General features: G+C 50.2%; 26 protein-coding genes and 1 pseudogene. All 27 read left to right on the forward strand.

Features of this window, described 5'->3' with window-relative positions:
- Window positions 1–15: 15 nt before the first annotated feature.
- The 27 genes and pseudogenes from AC3ARB_RS01405 to AC3ARB_RS01535 all read left to right on the forward strand — a co-directional run bounded on the left by AC3ARB_RS01405 (window position 16) and on the right by AC3ARB_RS01535 (window position 22,274).
- The gene (locus AC3ARB_RS01405) at window positions 16–264 is read left to right on the forward strand and encodes a hypothetical protein (protein WP_488320808.1); all 249 of its coding nucleotides are present in this window, start codon (window positions 16–18) and stop codon (window positions 262–264) included.
- Between the two features lie 14 nt (window positions 265–278).
- Window positions 279–854, forward strand: coding sequence for a hypothetical protein (locus tag AC3ARB_RS01410; RefSeq protein ID WP_488320809.1), 576 nt, complete (start codon window positions 279–281; stop codon window positions 852–854).
- Between the two features lie 176 nt (window positions 855–1,030).
- Window positions 1,031–1,456, forward strand: a complete 426-nt coding sequence (locus AC3ARB_RS01415) for a YopX family protein (RefSeq protein ID WP_488320810.1) — start codon at window positions 1,031–1,033, stop codon at window positions 1,454–1,456.
- On the forward strand, window positions 1,453–1,749 hold the full coding sequence (locus tag AC3ARB_RS01420; protein WP_488320811.1) for a hypothetical protein: 297 nt from the start codon (window positions 1,453–1,455) through the stop codon (window positions 1,747–1,749). Before AC3ARB_RS01415 ends, AC3ARB_RS01420 begins: the two co-directional genes overlap by 4 nt.
- Window positions 1,742–2,146: a single-stranded DNA-binding protein gene (gene ssb, locus AC3ARB_RS01425; RefSeq protein ID WP_488320812.1), complete on the forward strand. Its 405-nt coding sequence runs from the start codon at window positions 1,742–1,744 to the stop codon at window positions 2,144–2,146. The genes AC3ARB_RS01420 and ssb overlap by 8 nt, the downstream gene beginning before the upstream one ends.
- An 8-nt stretch (window positions 2,147–2,154) precedes the next feature.
- The gene (locus AC3ARB_RS01430) at window positions 2,155–2,340 is read left to right on the forward strand and encodes a hypothetical protein (protein WP_488320813.1); all 186 of its coding nucleotides are present in this window, start codon (window positions 2,155–2,157) and stop codon (window positions 2,338–2,340) included.
- 114 nt (window positions 2,341–2,454) lie between these two features.
- A complete protein-coding gene (locus AC3ARB_RS01435; protein ID WP_488320814.1) occupies window positions 2,455–2,814 on the forward strand; it encodes a hypothetical protein in 360 nt (119 codons plus the stop codon).
- 1 nt (window position 2,815) lies between these two features.
- Window positions 2,816–3,310, forward strand: coding sequence for a DUF1642 domain-containing protein (locus tag AC3ARB_RS01440; RefSeq protein ID WP_488320815.1), 495 nt, complete (start codon window positions 2,816–2,818; stop codon window positions 3,308–3,310).
- A gap of 45 nt (window positions 3,311–3,355) precedes the next feature.
- Window positions 3,356–3,814, forward strand: a complete 459-nt coding sequence (locus AC3ARB_RS01445) for an ArpU family phage packaging/lysis transcriptional regulator (protein WP_488320816.1) — start codon at window positions 3,356–3,358, stop codon at window positions 3,812–3,814.
- A 104-nt stretch (window positions 3,815–3,918) separates the two neighbouring features.
- Window positions 3,919–4,461 carry a site-specific integrase gene (locus AC3ARB_RS01450; RefSeq protein WP_488320817.1) on the forward strand — a complete coding sequence of 181 codons (543 nt, stop codon included), beginning with the start codon at window positions 3,919–3,921 and terminating at the stop codon, window positions 4,459–4,461.
- A gap of 254 nt (window positions 4,462–4,715) precedes the next feature.
- Window positions 4,716–4,922 carry an HNH endonuclease gene (locus tag AC3ARB_RS01455; RefSeq protein WP_488321515.1) on the forward strand — a complete coding sequence of 69 codons (207 nt, stop codon included), beginning with the start codon at window positions 4,716–4,718 and terminating at the stop codon, window positions 4,920–4,922.
- A gap of 113 nt (window positions 4,923–5,035) precedes the next feature.
- Window positions 5,036–5,515 (forward strand): hypothetical protein, encoded by a 480-nt coding sequence (locus tag AC3ARB_RS01460; protein ID WP_488320818.1) that lies wholly within the window; start codon window positions 5,036–5,038, stop codon window positions 5,513–5,515.
- Window positions 5,508–7,220: a terminase TerL endonuclease subunit gene (locus tag AC3ARB_RS01465; protein WP_488320819.1), complete on the forward strand. Its 1,713-nt coding sequence runs from the start codon at window positions 5,508–5,510 to the stop codon at window positions 7,218–7,220. Before AC3ARB_RS01460 ends, AC3ARB_RS01465 begins: the two co-directional genes overlap by 8 nt.
- An 11-nt stretch (window positions 7,221–7,231) precedes the next feature.
- Window positions 7,232–8,380, forward strand: coding sequence for a phage portal protein (locus AC3ARB_RS01470; RefSeq protein WP_488320820.1), 1,149 nt, complete (start codon window positions 7,232–7,234; stop codon window positions 8,378–8,380).
- Window positions 8,381–8,451: 71 nt separating this feature from the next.
- The gene (locus tag AC3ARB_RS01475) at window positions 8,452–8,715 is read left to right on the forward strand and encodes a hypothetical protein (RefSeq protein WP_488320821.1); all 264 of its coding nucleotides are present in this window, start codon (window positions 8,452–8,454) and stop codon (window positions 8,713–8,715) included.
- A 48-nt stretch (window positions 8,716–8,763) separates the two neighbouring features.
- The gene (locus AC3ARB_RS01480) at window positions 8,764–9,306 is read left to right on the forward strand and encodes an HK97 family phage prohead protease (RefSeq protein WP_488320822.1); all 543 of its coding nucleotides are present in this window, start codon (window positions 8,764–8,766) and stop codon (window positions 9,304–9,306) included.
- Between the two features lie 16 nt (window positions 9,307–9,322).
- Window positions 9,323–10,585 carry a phage major capsid protein gene (locus tag AC3ARB_RS01485; protein ID WP_488320823.1) on the forward strand — a complete coding sequence of 421 codons (1,263 nt, stop codon included), beginning with the start codon at window positions 9,323–9,325 and terminating at the stop codon, window positions 10,583–10,585.
- Between the two features lie 22 nt (window positions 10,586–10,607).
- On the forward strand, window positions 10,608–10,943 hold the full coding sequence (locus AC3ARB_RS01490) for a phage head-tail connector protein (protein ID WP_488320824.1): 336 nt from the start codon (window positions 10,608–10,610) through the stop codon (window positions 10,941–10,943).
- Entirely contained in the window at window positions 10,940–11,245 is a 306-nt protein-coding gene (locus AC3ARB_RS01495) for a phage head-tail adapter protein (protein WP_488320825.1), read from the forward strand. Before AC3ARB_RS01490 ends, AC3ARB_RS01495 begins: the two co-directional genes overlap by 4 nt.
- Window positions 11,245–11,592, forward strand: a complete 348-nt coding sequence (locus tag AC3ARB_RS01500; RefSeq protein WP_488320826.1) for a hypothetical protein — start codon at window positions 11,245–11,247, stop codon at window positions 11,590–11,592. The genes AC3ARB_RS01495 and AC3ARB_RS01500 overlap by 1 nt, the downstream gene beginning before the upstream one ends.
- Window positions 11,579–11,935, forward strand: coding sequence for an HK97 gp10 family phage protein (locus tag AC3ARB_RS01505; protein ID WP_488320827.1), 357 nt, complete (start codon window positions 11,579–11,581; stop codon window positions 11,933–11,935). The genes AC3ARB_RS01500 and AC3ARB_RS01505 overlap by 14 nt, the downstream gene beginning before the upstream one ends.
- A 14-nt stretch (window positions 11,936–11,949) precedes the next feature.
- Window positions 11,950–12,624, forward strand: a complete 675-nt coding sequence (locus AC3ARB_RS01510) for a phage tail protein (protein ID WP_488320828.1) — start codon at window positions 11,950–11,952, stop codon at window positions 12,622–12,624.
- Between the two features lie 3 nt (window positions 12,625–12,627).
- Complete coding sequence (locus AC3ARB_RS01515) at window positions 12,628–13,101, forward strand: hypothetical protein (RefSeq protein WP_488320829.1); 474 nt, start codon at window positions 12,628–12,630, stop codon at window positions 13,099–13,101.
- A 38-nt stretch (window positions 13,102–13,139) separates the two neighbouring features.
- Window positions 13,140–13,268 (forward strand): hypothetical protein, encoded by a 129-nt coding sequence (locus AC3ARB_RS01520; protein ID WP_488320830.1) that lies wholly within the window; start codon window positions 13,140–13,142, stop codon window positions 13,266–13,268.
- 15 nt (window positions 13,269–13,283) lie between these two features.
- Entirely contained in the window at window positions 13,284–15,809 is a 2,526-nt protein-coding gene (locus tag AC3ARB_RS01525; RefSeq protein ID WP_488320831.1) for a phage tail tape measure protein, read from the forward strand.
- 1,189 nt (window positions 15,810–16,998) lie between these two features.
- A pseudogene (locus AC3ARB_RS01530) lies at window positions 16,999–17,298 on the forward strand (phage tail protein); the annotation flags it as partial.
- Window positions 17,298–22,274 (forward strand): phage tail spike protein, encoded by a 4,977-nt coding sequence (locus tag AC3ARB_RS01535; protein WP_488320832.1) that lies wholly within the window; start codon window positions 17,298–17,300, stop codon window positions 22,272–22,274. The pseudogene AC3ARB_RS01530 and the gene AC3ARB_RS01535, both read left to right, overlap by 1 nt.
- The last annotated feature ends 9 nt before the right edge of the window (window positions 22,275–22,283 follow it).

A 22,283-nucleotide genomic window follows, 5' to 3' on the forward strand; every position in this document is an offset into this window, starting at 1 on the left:
AGAAAGGAAATTGATATGTCACAAGTTATTTTTGAGCAGTTGTTTGAGCGGATGGAGGCTGACGAGTTCAGCGAGAGTGCTTGGTCTTTCCCAGACTTTAAGCGGACCTATTCTCCGACTGTCAAATTGGTTAAAAAGGCCTGCAAGGAAAAAGGTGTGGTCTTTGAGGAGTTTTTGAGCTACTGGCGAGAGCGGAAGTTGCTTGAGAGGCGTTTGGACCAGGCTAAGAGCAGGGCTGGCCGTCGGAAGTATTTAGCGAGGTAGAGGGAGAGCATGACATGAGTGATAATTTTGATAGCAAAATGAGAGGAATCTATGGATGGACGGTTGAGGGCGGAAAGGCTGTTCCACCACTTCACCGTTTTCCCAAAGAAGTCAAGGACAGGCTGGACTACTTTGCTGAAATGATGGAGTACGGCCTGAGTATGAGAGGCTGCCTTGAGTGTGTCTTTAGCGAGACAGAACCCGATGGTTATTGGCTTGGTGCTACAAAAGACTGGTTGCCACAGGATGACATCTTCAAGAAATGGGTCGGAACGACGGAAAGCGTGGCCTGGACAGAGGCCGTCATCTATTTGCTTTATGGTAACTGGACAGATGTGCCAGAAAGCCAGACGGAGCTTGAGCTAGGCATTGAAGAACATCCAGTAACGTTCGGCGATGAAATCAAGTCAATCAGAGAAACAAACCATCTGAAAACAGTGGAACTATCTGAAGCTGTCCGAAAACACTTTAACCAGCACGGACCAGTCAAAGGTTTACGTTTTGATCAAGTCAAAGTTCGACCATCATGTGCGAGTGGGGGCACATTACATTCGGCAAACAGTTGGAGGACGCCTACAGGCAAGTCATGAGAGAGTTGATTGAGGAGGTGGAGTGATGGAAGATGTTAGAATTTTGATGTTGGTCTTGTTAGGTCGGCTTGTTGCAGACCTCTTGAAAACTTTAAATGATGGGTGCTCGAGTGTCTCTAGTGTAGTTACACAGCTAGGCGATAAGAATTACAAAATCACGTTGGAGGTGGTCGCAGATGATTCCGAAGTTTAGGGCGTGGGATAGTATGAATAATGAGTGGGCGAAGAATTTCTTCTTTTGTTCAGAGGGAGGTATCTTTACTCCTGATTATGGATTCAAGGGAAAACGACATAGAAGAACTAACGTCTATCCTATTGTCAAACAAGAGCGGCTCATCCTCATGCAATCCACAGGCCTGTTTGACAAGAACGGTGTGGAGATTTTTGAGGGGGATTTCATTGCCCTTGATGAACTCACATATGTTGTTAAGCAAGGGATACATAAATTTTCTCGTTTTGAAGGGGTTGGTTTCTATCTCCTAATAGATATGGGAGATATCTATATCGTTGACCCCATGGTAACGGATGGCAACAGACTTGAAGTCATCGGTAACATCCACGAGCACCCGCATTTGCTAGAAACCAAGGAGGATAACCAGTGACCAAGAAAGAGATTATCGAAAAATACAAATCAGGCTTCTGCGTTTATGGCAACGATCCTATTCTGACAGAAGAGTGGTTGCTTGATAAAGAAAATACGATTGCCACCGAATTACGTTTTATCGGCTACGATGCAAATCTTTGGCCTATGCCAGATTGGAGAGAGTTTGACAAGAATAATCCGTGGCATGTTAAAAGACTTAAAAAGTGTAAGCAAGTTGCCAAAGATTTTGAAGGAAAGGTCTATATGGATTTTATCTGCATAACGGATATTTTGGAGGTGGCCCATGATTAACAACGTTGTTTTGGTTGGACGCCTGACCAAAGACCCAGAATTGCGGTACACACCTAGCAATGTGGCCACGGCTAGTTTTACCCTGGCGGTCAATCGCAACTATAAGAACGCCGATGGTCAGCGGGAAGCGGATTTCATCAACTGCATTATGTGGCGGCAGTCTGCTGAGAACTTGGCCAACTGGTGCCGAAAGGGGCAACAGATTGGTATCACAGGGCGGATTCAGACCCGAAACTATGAGAACCAACAAGGCCAGCGGGTCTATGTGACCGAGGTGGTGGCTGAGAGCTTCCAGGTTCTGGAGAAGCGGGACAATGGAGCCAACGCTGACAGTTTAGCCAACCAGATGCCACCGAGCTACGGCCAGCCCATATCAGACGACGACCTGCCCTTTTAGATGAGCCTATGGTGATGCGGCGGAAAGAGTACGCCCTCTATAACGGCGAGGAGTTGTTGGCCATGGGGACGGTTATGGAAATAGCAGAGCAGATAGGAGTGAAACCCAGCACTGTCCACTACTATCGCTCCAAAGAGTATGCAAGGCGGACCAGCGATGCCAGAGGCAGGCGTCTGGTCTGCTTGGAGGATTGAGATGATTAGAATTTTAAGATTTCTGTCAAGGCTTTTGCCTAAGAAAAAACCGCCCAAGCCTGTTAAGGTGCGGTGTGGGTGTTGCGAGCATGAATTGGAAGTGAGGCGGGTAATATGACGCCAGAGGAATTTTACCAAAGAATCGACCAGGAGCGGGAAGGGATGTCCCTGGCAGCATTTCTTGGCGAATTTGAAGACATTACGCCGAAAATGATTGGCCAGTTCCGTGGGTACCGCACCAAGGGGCTCTTGCCCACAGTGAGGACGTTGATAGCTCTGGAAGACCTCTTTACCGAGGAGGAAATGAGGAAGCTCTTAACAGCCAAATTGAACGGTGGGCGTTTGCATATGAAGACCCAAATCATGGCCCAAGAGTATCTGGAGAAATTGACTGAACAGAAGACGGTCGGAGGCTTCCAACGTGAGGTCTCTCGGAAATTTTGGCTCGAAAGAGCGATGATGGAGGAAATTTGAAATGGACAATCAAAAATTGTATGACAAAATCAATCAGCTGCCGTCCGTGTTAGTCTGGCAAGGTTGCGGTGCCAAGGTCATGGTGGCCAAGGACAGCGTGCTGGAGCTGGTGAGGCAGTTGGACGAACCGCAGAAGGTGGTCGTGCCGAGGTTTGTGGCGGAGTGGATTGAGGATGCGAAGCAGAACGAGGCTTACCTCGGATACGCTATAGCTAGGCTTGCCAAAACAGAGGAACTTGACCCTTGGTTTGAATATAATGATAACGTCGCACTCTTCGCCCGTGCCTGGTTGGATGGTTACGATGTGGAGCGGGAGAAGCTGTACACGGTGGAAATTGCTGACCCCGAAAAACCAAATGGGAAGAAAACCAATCTAGCAAAATTCAAAGGCAAGGTATTTTTGTCAAGTACAGTAGGTGCTGCCCCACTCACAGAAGCTGAAATCAAAAGGAATCATGAGTGGGTTTGGCCGTTTGCGAGGGAGGTAAAAGCATAGCAGAGTCAGCTAACTACTCTATGTGTTGGACAAGAAAGGAGCGTCATGAGATTATTCAAGGAGATTGACAAGAGAGCAACCAAGGATAATGCTGACGAGGTGCTTAGCCTATACCGTCGCTATGCCAATATGTCTGGTAAGGAATATACTCCGAAGGTAACAGCTTCCTACTCGCTTGAGCCGAGAGGAAGCGGGGGCCCTGTGAGCAGGTCAACCGAAATCTCGGTCACCAATCGAGTGGCTGCATGGAATGAGCTAGAGGCAATAGCTGCGGCCATCAATCAGATTAGTGACTCATTTGCCAGGCAAGTTGTCATCAGGAAGTATTGTGAGAAGCCGATATTGCCGGATAAAGCTATCTATCCTGACCTAGGGTACTCTGAGAGTGAGTTCTACCGCTTGTGGGAACGAGGTGTGGTTGAATTTGCCGAATGCTATAAAGGCGGTGAGCTTCTCGTCTTTCGGAAATCAATTCTTGGGAGAGATTTGCAAGAAACTTGCTAGAAAATGGCGGTTTCAGCATGGTAAAATAGTATCATCAGAATACTAGGAAGAGGTCAGGAGCGGATATCGCCCTGGCCATTTTGATTAGATTGGAGGTGGTGGACATGAATCTGGTTGAGCCAATACGAGACAAGGATGACATCCAAGCGATGAAGGACTATCTTAGAGAATGGAGTGAACGGAACTACATTCTATTTCTGGTTGGGATTAGCACAGGCTTCAGGATTGGAGACATTCTCAAGCTCAAGGCTAAAGACGTCCAAGGCTGGCATATTCGTGTCAGAGAACAAAAGACTGGCAAGAACAAGACTATCAAGATGACCAGAGAGCTCAAGAACGAGCTCCGAGAGTACACCAGGGACATGAAGCCACATCACTATCTATTTCCTAGCAGGAACGGCAAGAACAAGCCTCTCGACCGCAGGACAGTCTACTGGATGCTGAAGGTGGCTGCTGCTGATCTAGGAATTGATAATATCGGCACTCACAGCATGAGAAAGACCTTCGGCTATCATTACTACCAGAAATACAAGAACGTGGCTGATTTGATGGAGATTTTCAACCATTCAAGTCCAGCTATTACCATGATTTATATCGGCGTCCGTCAGGACGATTTGGACAGAAAGATGAGCCAGTTCAGTATCTGACTTCCTCAATTAGACATATTGAGGGAAACGCTAATTCAAAATGGGAGGAGCTGGAATCGGTTGGTGTGTCTAGCTTTCTGGCCAAGTGTTCAATTAGACACAATATAAGATATGACTAATTCAGACAGGGGATTTCGGAGAAAATGGCCTACAAAAAACCAAAACACGCTGATTGGTTCAGAGACTGGCAGATAAAATTTTATAACTCGAAACGCTGGCGGACGTTACGAAATCAAATCAGAAGTGATAAGAGAATGCGTTGCGATATTTGCAATCGTCTGATTCATGGCAAGAGCATTGTTGACCATGTGATTGAGATTAACGAGATGAATTATCTCGATGAAACGATTACGCTCAACGAAACTAATCTTCAGCTACTTTGTTTCGAGTGTCACAACAGAAAAACTTTTGAAAGCAAATTAAATTTGAATTTGGAAAATCGAAACGTTAATTTATTTTGACAAATCCCCCCCACTTTTGAATTTTGACAGCCCCCGGTAATAACGACGTCAATCCAGCTGTGTGCCTCTCCCCCAAAATTGACCAAAATTGATACAAGAAAGGAGCATGAATTTTGAAAATCAAGGAAGTTTTAGAAGAGCTAGAAATCAGTCGTGCGACCTTAACCAGGTATCGGAAAAAGCTGGGGATTTTTGAGGAAACACGGTCTGAAATCACGGAAAGTCAGTTCAAAGCCATTGAAAAGTTGGCGAGAAAGCGGCAAAAGTACACCAGAGAAGATAGGGTTGAGCTGTCTAGGAAGACCTTCAAGGTAGTTCCGAAGGAAAAGTTGCTTGAACATCGAGATGGTGATTCGGTGGCTTTGAGAAACCTTAAAAATCAGTATAACCACAATCAGAAAATCATCGAAAACTTTCAACTGGAGATTAACAAGGAAATCAACGAGGGCGAGTTGCCTGACAAGTACCTGCTAGACGGCATGGAGAAGTATCAAAAGCTGAATATGCAAATCATGGCGACGATTGATAAGCAGAGCCCGCAGGGAGACAGTCTGGCGGAGATCATTAAGGAGAAGTTGGCTGGTTATGGTTGAGATGAAAAATTTTGACAGGTATGTTGAGCTTATCGAGGCTGGTAAGGTGCCAGCCTGCAAAGAGCTTTTGATGTCAATCGCTCGGGTTAAGCGGTTCAAGGATACCTACATCTTCAAGCAGGAGGAAGCGGATAAGCGTATCCGTTTCATCGAGGAAGAGTGTAGCAATACCAAGGGGAAATCTGGGAAGTTAAAACTGGCCTTGCCGCAGAAGGTTTGGCTAGAAGTGGCCTGGGGGTTCTACCACATGGCAGAGGTGACCAAGACTGACCCTGACACCATGGAAGAATACAAGGATTTTGAAGAAAGGCGGCTCATTCATGAGGTGCCTATTATTGTTCCTCGAGGGACTGGGAAGACCACCTTGGGGTCTGCCATCGGGGAAGTTGGTCAGATTATCGATGGGGAGTGGGGGGCTGATATCCAGTTGCTGGCATATAGTCGTGAGCAGGCTGGCTATCTCTTTAACGCTTCTAGGGCCATGTTATCAAACGAGGAGAGCTTGCTGCACTACATGCGGGAGGCTGACATCTTGCGGTCAACTAAGCAGGGTATCCTCTACGAGACGACCAACAGCCTCATGTCTATTAAGACCTCAGACTATGAGAGCTTGGACGGGACCAACGCTCACTACAATATCTTTGATGAGGTTCATACCTACGACGATGACTTCATCAAGGTTGTTAATGATGGGTCGAGCCGTAAGCGGAAGAACTGGATTACCTGGTATATTTCGACCAACGGGACCAAGCGGGACAAGATTTTTGATAAATACTATTCGCAGTGGGTGGATATTCTGGACGGGAAGGTTGACAATGATTCGGTCATGCCGTGGATCTATAAACTGGACGAGGTGGCGGAAATTCACAATCCTGATGTGTGGGCTAAGGCTATGCCTCTCTTGGGTATCACGACGGAAAAAGAGACCATCATGACCGACATCGAGATGAGCAAGAACGACCCTGCCAAACAGGCGGAGTTGATGGCAAAGACCTTTAATCTGCCGGTCAATAACTATCTGGCCTACTTTAGCAACGATGAGTGTCGGGGTTGGTCTGAGCAGTTTGAGCCTGGTCTGTTTGTCGGTGACGATGAGCGGAATGCTCGCTGTGTGATAGGGGTTGACTTGTCAGATGTTAACGATATCTGTTCTATCTCCTTCATGGTAGTGCGTGGTGAGGAGCGGCACTTTATCAACAAGAAATTCATGCCACGGCATACCATCGAGGGCTTGTCTAAGGAGTTACGGGACAAGTATGCAGAATGGGAGCAGGCTGGTCATGTCCATGTTCATGAGTTGGACATCAACGACCAGGCCTATATCTTCGAAGAGCTGCGGGCCTTTATGAGCGAGCACAAGATGTTACCTGTGGCGGTTGGTTATGACCGCTATAACTCAAGGGAGTTGGTGCGGCTCTTTAATAACTACTACGGGGACATCTGCTTTGACATCCCTCAGACGGTTAAGAAGTTGTCTTATCCGCTGAAGGTTTACAAGGAAAAGGCCAAGATGGGCAAGATTATCTTTGATGACCCTGTGGCGACTTGGAACCATGCTAATGTGCGGGTTAAGATTGACGCCAACAACAACGTTTTCCCTAACAAGGAAAAGGCCAAGGACAAGATTGACGTCTTTGCTAGTCAGCTGGATGCCTTTATCGTCTATGAGGACCAGAAGGAGAATCTGAGCTATTATTTTGATTGAATGAGGTGTTTATGAACAATTATCTGAAGCAGTTGCGGGAGGTGTTTGCGAGGATTTTTCGGCCTAACAACCAGAAATCCACCAAGGCTTACCTGCAACGGCACATGTCCTACTGGAGGCGGAACTCGATCTATCTGGACAATATTTACAACAAGATTTCAACGGATACGGCTCAGATGCGGTTTAAGCATGTGAGGATTACCCGAAATCCTGGGGGTGTTGACAAGATGGAGTGGTTTGAGGGGAGCGACCTGGCCAATGTGCTGTCGGTATCTCCTAACCCGCTGGAAATCCCTGTGGTTTTTTGGGCAAACGTGACCAGGGCCATGTTGCGGGACGGGGTGGCGGTGGTGGTGCCTCGGTGGGAGGGCGACCGCCTGACCGAAATCTGGTTGGCTAAGAAGACCCTGTCCTGGACGGCTGAGCTGGTCGAGCTTGTGCTGGACGATGTGACGGTGACCTTGCCTTTGGCGGATGTGTGGGTCTTTGAAAATCCCAAGCTGAACGTGACGGCCCAGCTCAACCAAATCACGGAGCTTATCGACATCAACCTGAACGCTCTGACGGAGAAGTTGAGCGAGGGCAACAGCAGTCTGAGGGGCTTTTTGAAGCTGCCGACCAAGGCGGCAGATGAGCACTTGCGGAAGCTGGCCCAAGGGCGGGTCAACAGCATGCTGTCCCTGGCCAAGACTGGCGGTATCGCCTATCTGGAACAGGGGGAGGAGTTTCAAGAGCTTTCCCATGACTATGCGACGGCCTCTAAGGAGGAGCTGGAGTTTCTGAAGTCCCAGCTCTATCATGCCCACGGGATTAACGAGAAGCTCTTTACTTGCGACTATACGGAAGAGCAGTATCGGGCCTATTACTCTAGCGTGATGAAGCTCTATCAGCGGGTCTTTTCGGAGGAAATCAACCGCAAGTTCTTTACCAAGACAGCGAGGACGCAAGGGAACAAGCTCTTGGTCTTCTTTGATATGGCTGACATGATCAGCTTCAAGGATTTGGTCGAGGGTGGCTTTAAGTCCAAATATGCGGGCTTGATGAACTCAAATGAGTTCCGCGAGACCTATCTGGGCTTGCCTGGTTATGAGGGCGGTGAGGTCTTTGAGACTAACTTGAACGCTGTGCGGATTGGTTCTGAAGGTGGAGGGGCAGAGTAATCCCAGCGGTGCTTTTTGTTACTTAAAATTACTTCGAACTACTTAATTTTACTTAAAACAGGAGGAAAACTATGAACAAACGGATTAAGAAGAAGCGACGGTTGACACTTTTGCTATACCTTTTGCGGGCAAGAGTAGGGCTATTAGAACGAGCCAACAACCTGCAACAGGAAGTCATCGAAGACTATGGCCATCAGCTAGCCGAGGCCAAGCGTGAGCTGGCTGAGTTGCGGGCGGTGGTTGAGCAGAATGCTCAGGCTGCTAATGGAAGATTTAACTATCTTGAGAAAAAGGTGGCTGACAAGTTTTCTAAAAAGTCTTGGTTCGGTCGTTAGGCTATCTGGGTGGGTGGTTGGCAAAATCTAAGGGAAAGGAGGACATCTATGGAAAGGGTAAAATCCTTTGTCGTTAAGTCGGTCGGTGAGGAAGCTGCTGACTATCACTTTGAGGCCTATGCCTCAACCTTTGGTAACGTGGACCGTGATGGCGATGTGATGGCCAAGGGGTGCTTTGACCAGACGGTGGCCACTAAGGCGGTGGTGCCCATGTGCTTGAACCACGACCGAGACCGTGTCATCGGCAAGCATGAGTTGGTGGTCGATGAAAAGGGGCTGAGAACTCGGTCAACCTTTAACCTGAGCGATCCTGAGGCTAAGAAAATCTACGACCTCATGAAGATGGGTGCCTTGGATAGCCTGAGTATCGGCTTTTTTATCAAGGATTACGAGCCTGTGGACCCGACACAGCCGTTCGGGGGTTTGGTGTTCAAAGAGGTGGAGCTCTTTGAAATCTCGGTGGTGACGGTGCCAGCCAATCCCCAGGCTCTGGTCGATACGGTCAAGCAGTTGGACCAAGAGGCCAAGGAAAAACGTCTCGCTTGTGCGAACATGAAGCAAGCTATCATGCGGAAACTTGCAACTATTTAAGAAATGGAGAAGAAAAATGAACAAATCACTTATCGAACTGTTGGAAGCTCGCCAAAAGGCAACTGATGAACTGGCTGAGGTCAAGCTGAAAAAGGCTCAAATCAAGGTGGAGCTGAAGGCTGAGACCTTGGAAGAAGCTGAGTTGAAACGTTTGAACACTGAGGCGGCTGCTTTGGCCACCAAGGGTCAGCTCTTGAAGGATGAGTTGGCTGACTTAGATGCGGACATCAAGGCTGCGGAGGAGAAGTTGTCTAATGCTGCCTATGCTATCCGAGACCATCAGAAGGGAGCTGGGACGGTTGACTATCTGAAAACCAAGGAAGCTGCCTTGGACTTTGCCCGTATCCTGATGGAGAATGAGGGTAGCGGTAGCTCTGCTCGCAAGGCTTGGGAGGCTAACTTGGCTGAAAAAGGGGTGTCTGGTCTGGGTAAAATCTTGCCAGAGCCTGTTTTGCTGGCTCTCCAAGATGCCTTCGTGGATTACAGCGGTATCCTGAACCATGTAACCAAGGACCCACGCTATGCGGTGCGGGTGGCCTTGCAGTCTCAGGTGGCGACTGCCAAGGGGCATAAGGCTGGCAAGACTAAGAAAGATGAAGAGTTTGCTTTCACAGATTTTTCTATCAACTCTGCCACGGTCTATATCAAGTACAGCTTTGAGTACGCTGACTTGAAGAAGGACACGACAGGGGCTTACTTCAACTACGTTATGAAGGAGCTGGCAGCTGGTTTCATCCGTGCGGTTGAGCGGGCGGTGGTTATCGGTGACGGCAAGGGGTCAGGCGATGCGGACAAGATTACTGAAATCAAGTCCATCGCTGAGGAGACTGAGGCGGCCTTGTTCGATACCCAGGAAATCGACCTGAAAGAGGCTTCCTTGAGCTTGACGGCTTTGGAGGCTTTGGTGGCAGGTATGGACAAGCTGGTCGATACGGCTACGCCAATCCTCATCACGTCTAAAACTATCGCTCGTAAGCTGAAGCTGGCCAAGGACGCTGATGGTCGTTACCTGGACCCTCAGCCATTTGCTCCTATCTCAACGACTGGCAACACTATCTCAGGCTTTACCGTCTATGTCTATGACTGGATGGAGGGGGCTACTAACCCCATCATCGCCGTTGCGGACAAGGCTTATCACATGATTGGCGATGATGTGGCGGCTGACCGCTTTGAGGACTACGATGTCACAGTTAACCGTCGTCATATCGAGCTGGCCAGTGTGATGGGTGGCCGTTTGGCCAAGTACAAGTCTGCGGTTAAGTTTACAGCCGCTCTGTAAGAGCTAGAAGGAGGTGTCAGCGATGGCAATCCTTGAACAGATTAAAGAAATGGTCGAAGTGGACGTTGAAGAGGATATCTTTGACGTCCAGCTTTTGGCTTATATCAATAGCGGGATTTCATATTTACAAGGCAACGGGATTCCTGTTGTGAACATCGAGGAAGGGACGGATTTTAAGGCTTGGCCAGATGTTAGGGAAGAGGATAGGGCGACAATCCTAGACTGGCTCCATCTGCGGTGCCTTCAGCGGTTCGACAAGTCTCTACTGTCTGGGAATGGGACTACGCTGAGTTGGATTGATGACGAGTTGACCAACTTGCTCTACCATCTAAAAGCTGTCTATGCGGTAGCACCATGAGGTCATCACGGGTAGCTATCGTTCTCCACTACGACCAACGGGTTGAGGTGGAGGCTGGGGTTTGGGAAACGCAAACCCAATCCAAGACGGTTAAGGCTGAGCAGGAGCGCCTCTACCAGCGGCGGCTGGACAGGGCTCTGGCAGATGGTCAGGTGTTGATAGCTCGTTTCCGTGTGCGGTCCAACTATGTGACAGACCAGCTGGACTATGTGACCTATCAGGGTCGAACCTACAAGGTCAGCCTGGCTCTGCCAGATGTTGACAGTCACTACACCATCATTGAGTTAGGGGAGTTGAAATAATGGCTAAGAAATTTTTTACTCGTTCGGAGGTTCAGAAAATCCTAGCGGGGAACCTGTTAGGCGCTGAGGTCTTTTACATGGAGCGGGAAGAGAAGTCGTCGCCAGATAATGTCATCCTCTACTACCGTTTGACCCCAAGCGGGAGCCTGCACGCTGACGACCAGGTCCATCTGCGGAAGGTGAGCCTGCAAGTCAGTCACTACCACAAGAAGAAATTGGACAGCATCGAGGATTTGATGCTGTCTCATTTTCGTTGTGAGCCTATCCAGATTAACCTGAAACAGCCTGAGACGGACTATTTGCTGACGGTGTTTCGGTTCGAGGTGTTTACCAATGGGCAGTGGTAGCGTGACGATGAAGCCACTCCGGATCAATATCAAAGACCAGGTGGCTGAACTGGTGAAGAAGGCTGGTCAGGCTACGGCGGCGGATATTCGAGCGGGTAGCCCGAGGCGGACAGCTGGTGGCAATGCTTACGCTGAGGGGTGGACGACAACAGTTGTCGGCGAGTCAGCTGTGGTGCATAATGCTGGCAAACGGAAAAGTCTGGGCCATCTGCTGGAGAATGGTCACGCCACGAAAAACGGTGGCTTTGTTGGCCCGCAAGAACACATCAGGCCGGCTTATATCAAGAATAAGGCCATTTTTCTCGATGAAATGAAATCCATCAAAATTAAACCGACAAATTAAGAAAGGGGTCAGTTATGACTTATCAATACGATACCAGGGAAGTCACTCACGGCAATGCGAGTGGCTTTTTTGCTAAGATTTCCAAAAATTCAAGCGGTTCTTTGGAGGTTGGCACGGCCCATCCATTCACAGGGATGCGGGGGACGTCTTTTGAAACCTCGCAAGAATCCAATGCCTACTATGCCGATAACGTGGAACACGTCCGCTTGCAGGGCAAAAAGTCAACAGAAGGCTCTATCACGACTTACCAAATCCCGAAACAATTCATGGTTGACCATTTGGGCAAAAAGTTGACGACGTCAACACCGCCAGCACTTATCGATACGGGGGTCAATGCTAACTTTGTCTGGGGGTACGTCGAGACGGTGACGGATGAGTTTGGTGCCGAAATCGAAGAATTTCACATCTGGACCAACGTTAAGGCGGCAGCTCCGAAGGGCAGAACGGCCTCAGATGAGGCTTCGGCAACACCTAGGGAAATCGAAATCCCATGTACGGCGTCGCCAAACAACTTTATTCTGGACTCTGACAAGAAGCCTGTGTCTGAAATCGTGTGGCGAGACGATGCGAGCGGTACGGTGCGGGCTGAGTTTGACAAGCTCTTTGCGACCAAAAAAGGCAAGGTTATGGACTTCATCAACAAGGCCTTGGGCGTGGCAACGGCTGCTTCTCCAGGTGTGGGAGGCTAAACGATGATTAAGAAAGAGTTAACATTTACGGTTTTCGACCAAGATGGGCAGGAGGTGGAGCAGACAGAGACGGTCCGCTTCCTCTACTCTCTGCCAGCGGTTCGGCTCTATGAGCAACGGACTGGGCGGAACTTTTTTGACGATAGCCAAAAGGCGGCTCAGGCATTTGCTGAGGCTTTGGGCCAGGCAGGCTTGAGCAGGGATAGGGAGCTGACTGAGGAAGAGCAGTTGGCTCTTTTGCCTATCCTCATGGAGGCGGATTTGCTGGCGTTTCTGATGGCGGCTATCCCCTGCTTTTACGGCGAGGTGGTGGATGGTCGGTTCGTCCAGAACGAGCTGACGGCCGAGGCTGCTGAAGAGGCCATGTGGTTGGGCGAGCTGATCAACGTGTACTTCTACACGGAGTTGATCGTTGAGCTCAACCGCCATCAGCTCAAGGTGCCACAGGACCGAAAAAAGCCTCAAGTGAAGTCATAATCTCGGAGAAAATCTATCGGTTAGTCTTTGAACATCGGGTGCCTGTCGATTGGGCTGAGGGTCAACATTTTAACTATTTGATGGGGACCTTGGCCCAGATGGGCAGGCGTGATGATGAGAAGAAACAGCTGTCTAATGCGGACTTGCTGAGTGTGATGACCGATTAGGAGAAAGGAGAGACTATGGCAGAAACATTTGAAGGCTTGTTTGTCAAATTTGGAGCCAATACGGTCGAGTTTGACAAGTCGGTCAAGGGCATCAACGGGGCCCTGGCAGTCCTGAGAAAGGACATCAGTAACCTCAATCGTGAGCTAAAGATGGACCCTGGCAATGTGGACCTGCTCAATCGGAGGTTGGAGAATTTCCAAGAGCAGGCACGTCTGGGGGCCATGAAAATAGCAGAGCTTAAAAAAGAACAGGAGGCTCTGGGAGCGACTGAGGTTGGTTCTGAAAAATGGGTTAAGCTGCAGGTTCAAATCGAGCAGGTGGAGACCCAAATGCGGTCGGTGGATAAGGCTATCCAGGCGACCAAGGAACAAATCGAGGAAGTGGGAGACGGCAAGTCCCTCTACAACCTCAATAAGCAACTGGACGATGTGGCTAGTGAGCTGGACATCGTCAATCAGAAGCTAGACCTGGACCCTGGCAACGTGGAGCTAGTGGAGCAGAAGATGGGCCTTTTGGCCAAGCAGTCTGAGCTGGCTGGAGACAAGGTTCAGGCTCTGAAGAAGAAACAGGCTGCTTTGGGCGATGAAAACATCGGTACCGATGAATGGCGGGAGCTAGAACACGCTATCGGCCAGGCTGAGGTCGAGGTGTTGAAAATCGACCGTGCCATGGATGAACTGGGTGATTCTAGCCGTGAGGCGGCAGGGAATGTCGATGAAGCGGCAGGCTTTCTCAAGGCGGACATGATGATGGACGTGGCTGAGAAGGCGGGGGCCGCTGGTGCTGCTATGCGGGAGTTTGGTCAACAAGCCATGGAAACTGCGGCAAGTATGCAAGCCAGTAAAGCCCAGTTTGCGACCGTTTTTGGTGACATGGAAGGTCAAGCACGAGGGTCTTTGGAGAAAATCGGTGCAGAGCTTAACATCGTACCTGAACGACTGCAGGGAGCTTTCACTCAGATGGCAGGCTTTGCCAAGACGACTGGCATGGACACGGCTGACGCTTTAGCTCTAACAGAGAGAGCGACACGGGCAGCAGCCGACGGGGCTGCTTTCTACGATAAATCCATCGAAGACGTCACGGAAAACTTGCAGTCTTTCCTGAAAGGAAACTATGAAAACGATGCGGCTCTGGGTATCTCTGCCACAGAGACCACGAGAAACGCTAAAGCGAATGAACTTTACGGCAAATCGTTTAATGAGCTGAGTGAGGCTCAAAAACAACTGACCCTGCTCCAAATGGTTGAGGACGGCCAGAAAGCCGCAGGGGCTTTAGGTCAAGCAGCTAGGGAATCGGACGGCTTAGAAAACGTTATGGGGAACCTAAAGGCTAGCACAGACAATGCGATGGCTGCTTTGGGTGCCCCTATACTGAAAGAGCTGACACCAATCTTTCAAGAGTTGACCAAGATTGTCCAAGCGGTGGCTGATTGGTTCAGCCAACTTCCTGAGCCTGTCAAGCAAGGTGTGGTTATATTTGGGTTAGTGACCGCAGCGGTCTTAACCCTTATTGGGGCCATTGCACCGCTCATCATCGCTATCACGGCCATTAGTGCTCCGATAGGGTTAGTAGTCGGTGGGATAGTCGGGGCTATTACGGTTATTGGTCTAATAGTTGCTGCCATCATGAATTGGGGCTCTATCACTGATTGGTTGAAGGGGGTCTGGGATGCCTGTGCTGCTTGGTTGGCTAGTCTTTGGGACAGTATTAGTGCCACGGGTCAGGCGACCTGGCAGGGGTTTACTGACTTTTTGACTAATCTCTGGAACGGGGTCATCTCTGGCGGTCAAGGGTTGTGGAATGGGTTCCTTGCCTTTCTGTCTGGTCTATGGTCTGGAATAGTAGGCACAGGGCAGAGTCTCTGGCAGGGCTTTTCAGGGGCTTTGTCAGGTATCTTTTCCAGCCTCATCTCAGGAGCTCAAGGGATTTGGAACGGCTTTACAAGTATGCTGACGGGATTATGGAATGGGCTGATCTCGACGGGCTCCAATTTGTTCAACAATCTGAGTAGCACGATTTCTGGGATTTTTAACGGCCTCCTCTCGACGGCGACCAATGTGTGGAACAACATCAAATCCGCCATAACTAACGCCATCGAGGGAGCCAAAAATGCGGTTTCCAATGCGGTTGGGGCACTCAAGAGTATCATGAATTTCTCATGGAAGTTGCCTCATTTGAAATTGCCACGGATTAGTGTTAGCGGTGATTTTAGTCTGAAACCGTTGCGTGTGCCGAGCTTTGGCATTGAGTGGTTCGCAAAAGGCGGTATCATGACCAAGCCGACCTTGTTTGGCATGAACGGGTCTAACCTGATGGCTGGTGGCGAGGCTGGTCCTGAGGCGATTTTGCCGCTTAATAAGTCAACGCTGGGGGCTATCGGTCAGAGTATCGCCAAGACTATGAACCTGTCGAACAACATCAACGTGAACTTCTCGGGCATTACTATCCGAGAGGAAGCGGATATCAACCGCCTAGCCGATGCGGTCAGTCATCAAATCGCCGAAGCTATGCAACGGCGGACGCAGTTGAAAGGAGTGTAAAATGGTCCGTTTGAACGAGTTAATCATTGACGGCGTGAAGACGTCGTCTTTTGCTTGCGATGTTTTGGTGGAAACCAGGCCTAAGGTTATGGTTTCGGCCTCTAAGACGGCTCTGCTGGAGCACAAGGGGATAAGCGGTGCCATCGTGCAGTCAAATAGGCATCGTGGCCTTATCGAGAAATCCTACCATATCGCCCTAATCGACCCGAATCAGGAAGATATCTATCGATTCACGGCCTTGCTGGCCCGTGAGAAGTTTTGGCTGGAAAACGAGCAGGAACCGACGGTTCGGCTCTGGTGTTACAAGGTCAACAGTTACGAGCTGGGCAAGGACGAGTTCGGGGCTTGGGTAGCGGATGTGACCTTCATCTGCCATCCGACCAAGTTTTTCAAGGAGAGCAATACGCAGGTGGTGAATGCCTCGGGTGCGGTGCTTCGGGACACGCAGACGGTGTGGTTTGATGTGTCGCAGAATCAGCCTGGTGAGCAGAGGGTCTATGTGAAATACTCCAAATATGCTGACGGTCGTGAGATGAGCGATAATCCTGCCATGTATGTTGGTGTGGCCACAAGCATGGAGGCGACAGCTCCTGCTAGGCCTTCTAGCTATCGGTGGCAGAGGCTACAAGGGGGCGATATGCAGGTGGTTTGGGCTAATAGTGCCGATGGTCGTTTGGACTACACGACCGTCGGGACAAACGCTCAGTCTAGGGTGGTCGCTAAGGCCAGGCCCCGCTTTGAGGCTAGGGACAATAGCCGAGAGGCCATTATGGACATCTGGCAGACCAGGCAGGCCGTTAGGCTGAAGCCTAACACAACCTACACCTTGACAGCCAGAGGGTGCTCTAAGTTCTATGCGGAGAATGCTAGGGATTATCGAGCCTATCTGTTTATGGATTTTGGTTACAAGAGCCCTGTGACAGCGTCCTTGCAGTTTAAGAACAATAATTACGACGTCAAATCAGTTACCTTCACCACCCCAAGCAACCTGTCTCCTAATCAGACACTTATGCTTCGGGCACAGGGGCGGGAGGAGGACGCTGACTGGACAGGTCTGTCGCTGGATTGGTATGTGCTTACTGAAGGCAATCAGGCAAGGCAGGACTATCCGACCAACGAGGCGGCCCAGTTCATGAAATACCGTTACATGGGCTTTATGACAACTAGCACTCGTCCAGCTGGTGGGTCGGGGGTTATCTGGCCGCAGGGGTCAGCTTTGGCTTATCCCAAGATAACCATCGTTGGTGAGAGTGCCTCTGAGACGTCGTTTACGGTGGGAGACCAAGTGATACGGCTTGAAAAGCTCTCAGAATCGCTTGTGATGATCAATAATCCTGAGCATCCGAGCTTTTTGACGGCACGGGGCCAGCCGATTAAGTGGTCGGGGGACTTCATCACCATAGACACGTCACGGGGTCAGCCTGTGGGTGTGGTTTTGGGACCTGGGATTAGGTCTTTGACATTTGAGACAGTTTGGGGGTGGGCGTAATGCTTTATTTGCTTGATAGAGATGTTCGGACGGTACGTTGGAACGGCCTGCCCTTGCACGAGGCCAGCTCTGCTATTGTCAAAGAAGAGCTGAACGGTGACCACTTTTTGGTGGCTAAGTACCCTATCTCGGACAGTGAGATTTATCGGCAGATTCGAGAGGATATGTTGATTAAGGCTCCTACACCTGACTTAGGTCCCCAACTGTTTCGGATTAAGAAACCCGTTGAACATGATGATTATGTGGAGCTGACGGCCTACCACATCACGGAGGACATCATGCAGCGGTCGGTTGAGCCTCTGGGGGTCAAGCAGACAGGCTGTGCGATGGCTCTGTCTCAGCTGGTGCAGAGGGTGAAGACGCCTCTGGGGGATTTCTCTCTGACCAGCGATATTTTCGACCGTCATACCTTTAACACCACGGAGACGGAGACCCTCTACTCGGTCTTGATGGACGGCAAGCACTCCATCGTGGGGACCTGGGAGGGGGAGTTGGTGCGGGATAACTTTGCCTTGTCGGTGAAGAAGGCTCGCGGGGCGGACCGTGGGGTTATCATCACGACCCACAACAACCTGGAAAGCTATCAGCGGACCAGAAACTCGCAAGGGGTGGTGACACGGGTGCACGCCAAGGCAACCTTTAGGCCTGAAGGGGCTGAGGTGGACACGGTCTTGCGAGTGACGGTGGATAGCCCTCTGATCAACCAGTACCCCTACATCAACGAAAAGGAGTATGAGAACAACGAGGCCAAGACGGTTGAGGACTTGCAGAAATGGGCGGAAGCTAAGTTTAAGCACGAGAAAATCGACCAGGCTTCTGACGCTATCGAGATTGCGGCCGTTGAGATGGATGGGCAAACGGTCCATCTAGGCGACACTGTCACCATCAAGAGCAGAAAACATGGCGTGGACTTGACCAAAAAGGCCATCGCCTACGAGTTTGACTGTTTGGCCAATGGTGGCAAGGGAGCTTACCTGTCCCTGACCTTTGACGATAATCCTGGGGCAGGTGGTTCAGGGGTGTCCAGCGGGGTGTCTGCGGCTGCTGAAGCCATTTTGGAAGCTGCTAAGACAGCGGAGGACAGGGCCATTGACAAGGCTATTGCTAATGCCAACGCTGCTTTTGACGCTGAATTTGACAAGGCCAAGCAGGCTATCGAGGACAGTATTGAGGAGGCCAAGGCCGCCGCTGAGGTGGTCAAGGCTGAAATCGGTGCTGAGGTCGAGGCTGTGGCCCGTGAGGGTCAAGCTGTTAAGCGGACGGTAGAAGCAGGTCTAGCTGAGGCCGACCGCAAAGCCAAGGCTTTTGAAAGCGACGTTCGTAGTCGTGTCGGTCAGGTTGAGACCAAGGCCAACCAAGTCGCAGACCAGGCCCGTCAGTCAGACCAGAAAGCCGACCAGGCCTTGACCAAGGCAGGGGCGAGTGAGAAACTAGCTCAGACGGCCAAGGATACGGCAGACCGTGCCATCAGGCAGGCTGGCGATAACCTGCGGACGGCTCAAGAGCGGGTTAATCAGCTCCAGGCAGACCTGGACACGGCTAAGAGGTCTATCACTAGCCAGGCTAGGGATATCTTGAACCAGGCTCAAGCTCAGCAAGACCTGACCAGTCGGTTGCAGACCGTCGAGACGACAGCCAACGGGACCAAGACTTCCGTGACGGAGTTGAGCAAGACCCTCAACACGGCGACAGGCAATCTTGCTAGTGTCACTCAACGGGTAGCCAGCACCGAGACGAGCTTGGCCGGCGTCCGTGACCAGTACAGTCAACTGAGTCAGACTTTGTCTGGGCAGACTGGGCAAATCACGGCGGTAACTCGGCAGACGGCAGACCTGCAACGAGGCTTGGACGGGGTTAAGGAGCGGTTTGAAAAACTACAAATCGGCACGCAGAATCTGGTCCCTAACTCCAAAATCAATGAGAGCTCCAATGCTTATGGCTTCGGAACTCGCCAGGTCAATTTAGAAGCAGGCAAGACCTACTGGTTCGGGGCTAGGGCCAAGAAGACAGGCGGAACGGCTGATAAATCGGCCAGGGCCTACCTGGCTAAACAAGGTTGGTCGGAATATACCTGGTTAGATTTCACAAAAACAGAGTACGAGGTCAAATGGATCAAGCACGTTCCGAAAGCCTCTGGGATGTTTGACATCAGGAGCTATTGGTTCCCTGGTGGCGGTGACCGCTCTGGGACGGCTGACATTGACTGGTACATGGTTGCTGAGAGTGATTTGAAGCCAGCGACGTGGTCAGCTGCTGAGGAAGATTTCCGCCAGGAGCTGGCAACCTATGTGAGGACAGCGACGGAAAACACCTCGCGCCTTGAGCAGTCTATCCAGACGGCTGACGGCAAGGCTGAGAGTGCCAAGACCTTGGCCCAGCAGACGGCTCAGGGATTGGAGTTAAAGGCGGAAAAGAGCACGCTTGATACAGTGACTGGGCGGATAAGCTCGGCTGAGGCCTCTATCAGGACCCAGGCTGAGCAAATCGCCCAGCGGTTGACCAGCACGCAGGTGGAGTCAGCTATCACGGCTAAGGGATATCAGACCAAGGCCCAGGTCGATGCCAACATTACAGGGCGTGGCTATATCACCAATGCCGCCCTGGCTGGTTATGTGCCGACAACGAGTTTTGACAACTACAAGACCGAGACGGCTCAGGCCATCGAGCGGGGGTTGACGGCGACTAGAGCCTTGATACCGACGGAGGTTGGCGGGCGTAATCTTGTTAGAGGCTCTGCCGAGCTCAAACAAGGGAGCAGAGGTTGGGCAGAAGGTCACTGGAGAACAAGTGGTATCGGCGGCAGTGTTGAGTACAATGTCACCTTGCCATCAAGTCCAATAAAAGGTGTGACGAAAGGTGTTAGGATTAGTAGCACAGACAGCAATCAGATTGGTCTGTGCCAAGATGGTCAGTCATTACCTCCTGGCACCTACACGTTTAGCGTATGGGTATTGGGTTCAAGTGGGTTGAGCCCTCATATTACAGGAGCCTATTCTCAGGAGCCGGGAAATCCTTTCAGCGCCGGAAGTAAATATGCTAATCTAACGGATAGTAATTGGACCCTCGTGACACAAACGTTCACATTGACCAAGCGGTATGCCAATATCTCTCTAGCCTATTTGATGTTAGCAAATCCTGGTACAGTTTATTACGCAGCTCCATACATTCATGCTTCCACCTTGGTCGGGTCATGGTCACCAGCACCTGAAGACATGGTCACTTCGGTCGATTTTAGCCGTGTCAAAGAGACGGCAGAGCTCTACGAGCGGGTCATCGGACGGTCGGAAGGAGATATTCAGACCAACGTGGCTAGACAGGTCTTGACTAGCCAGCTCTATCAGACGGAGGTGACTAAGGCTAATTGGGATAGTCGCAACCACATTCGTAACGGTAGCTTTGTGGCTAACGGTACCCACTGGAATGATAACACTGCTAACTCTGGTGTGTCTGTTAACTATGACCATTCCAAGGCTGTTGATAACCGCAGACGCTCTGGTGTCCACATTTGGGGAACACCTAGCAGTCGTTTCAAAGGTCTGTACCAATTGTTTTCTCTAAAGGCTACTACTGGGCAAAAGGTGACCTTGTCAGCCCTCGTTTCTCGGGATGGAAATGGACCGGGAAATATGGAATTGGGGCTACATTTCCGCAGGGGCGGAGCTATCGTTAATCAAACTTGGAAATACATTACTCCTGGAGAGGTTAAGCAAGGGAGCTATGAGCGACAGGTTTGGACAGTGAGTTTGCCGGTGGATGTCGATGAAATAAATGTGATGTTCTATCTTGAGTCTGGGAAGGCGAGTAACTATTACCTCACCGAGATATCCTTTGCGGTTTCGGACCGTTTTGTAGGCTACGCTGAGGCCTTAGAGGATACCGAAGCCTTGGGGACCCGTGTCACCCAGCTGGCTGACAGTTACGGGATTAAGGTTCTGGGTAACAAGGAGAAAATCCTGTCGGAACTCAACCTGAACTCGAATGGTGTCCGAATCGCTGGTAAGCTCATCCATCTGGATGGGACGGTTACGGCTAGCGATGCCTTTTTCCAGTCGGTGCTGGCCGACAAAATTGAGGCTGGCAACATTAAGGCAGGAGCTGTGACGACCGCTAAGATTGCTGCAGGTGCGGTGACGGCTGACCATTTGCTTGTTAATCAGGCCATGATTGACAAGCTGGTGACCAATAGCGTGTGGGCAGATAGGCTCCTTGCTCAAGACGCTTTTGTCAACAAGCTCAAAGCTGTCGAAATCCAGGCAGGCCAAATCAGAGCGGGTCTTATCAACACAGACATGTTGGCAGCTAATGCGGTGACGGCTGACAAGTTGCTGGTTAACCAGGCTCTGTTTAATAAATTGATGGCCGATGAGGCTTACCTAAAACAGCTCTTTGCCAAGCGGGCCTTTATCACGCAGGTGCAGTCGGTGGAGCTGTCTGCGAGCAAAATCACGAGCGGGACGATTGATGCCAGGAGGATTAGCGTGATCAATCTAGACGCAAGAAATATTACTAGTGGCAAATTGAGGTCTTCTAACGGAGCAACGTCATTTGACCTCGACAAAGGCGATTTGACGTTTAATTCCAGCGCTACGATTAATTTCAATTCTTCGAGCAATGCCATCGAACGCCGTCGGGGCGGAAATACTGGATTTATGAAAGTCCAGGATTCAAGTGGCGGTGGGGTCGATGTCATGATAGGTGCGAGCTCAGGTTACGCTTGGGATAATATCAATACTGGTAAATTTGCAGGTTTCTTGGCCAGCCGTGATAATGATTACTCAGATTACGCGTCGGTCTATGGTGATACGATTAATTTTAAACATAATCAATATGGTCCCAAAATGTGGATACACACGATAGCCATGAAGCAAGATTATAATCTGGTAAATATTCTGGATAGACTCATCCACAACATGGAGAAGTTGCACAGAGCTGGTGCTTTTGGCAATCAGACGCATTACACAAACTTTTTTAACTAAAGGAGAAAC

Source organism: Streptococcus sp. ZY171113, assembly GCF_057748235.1.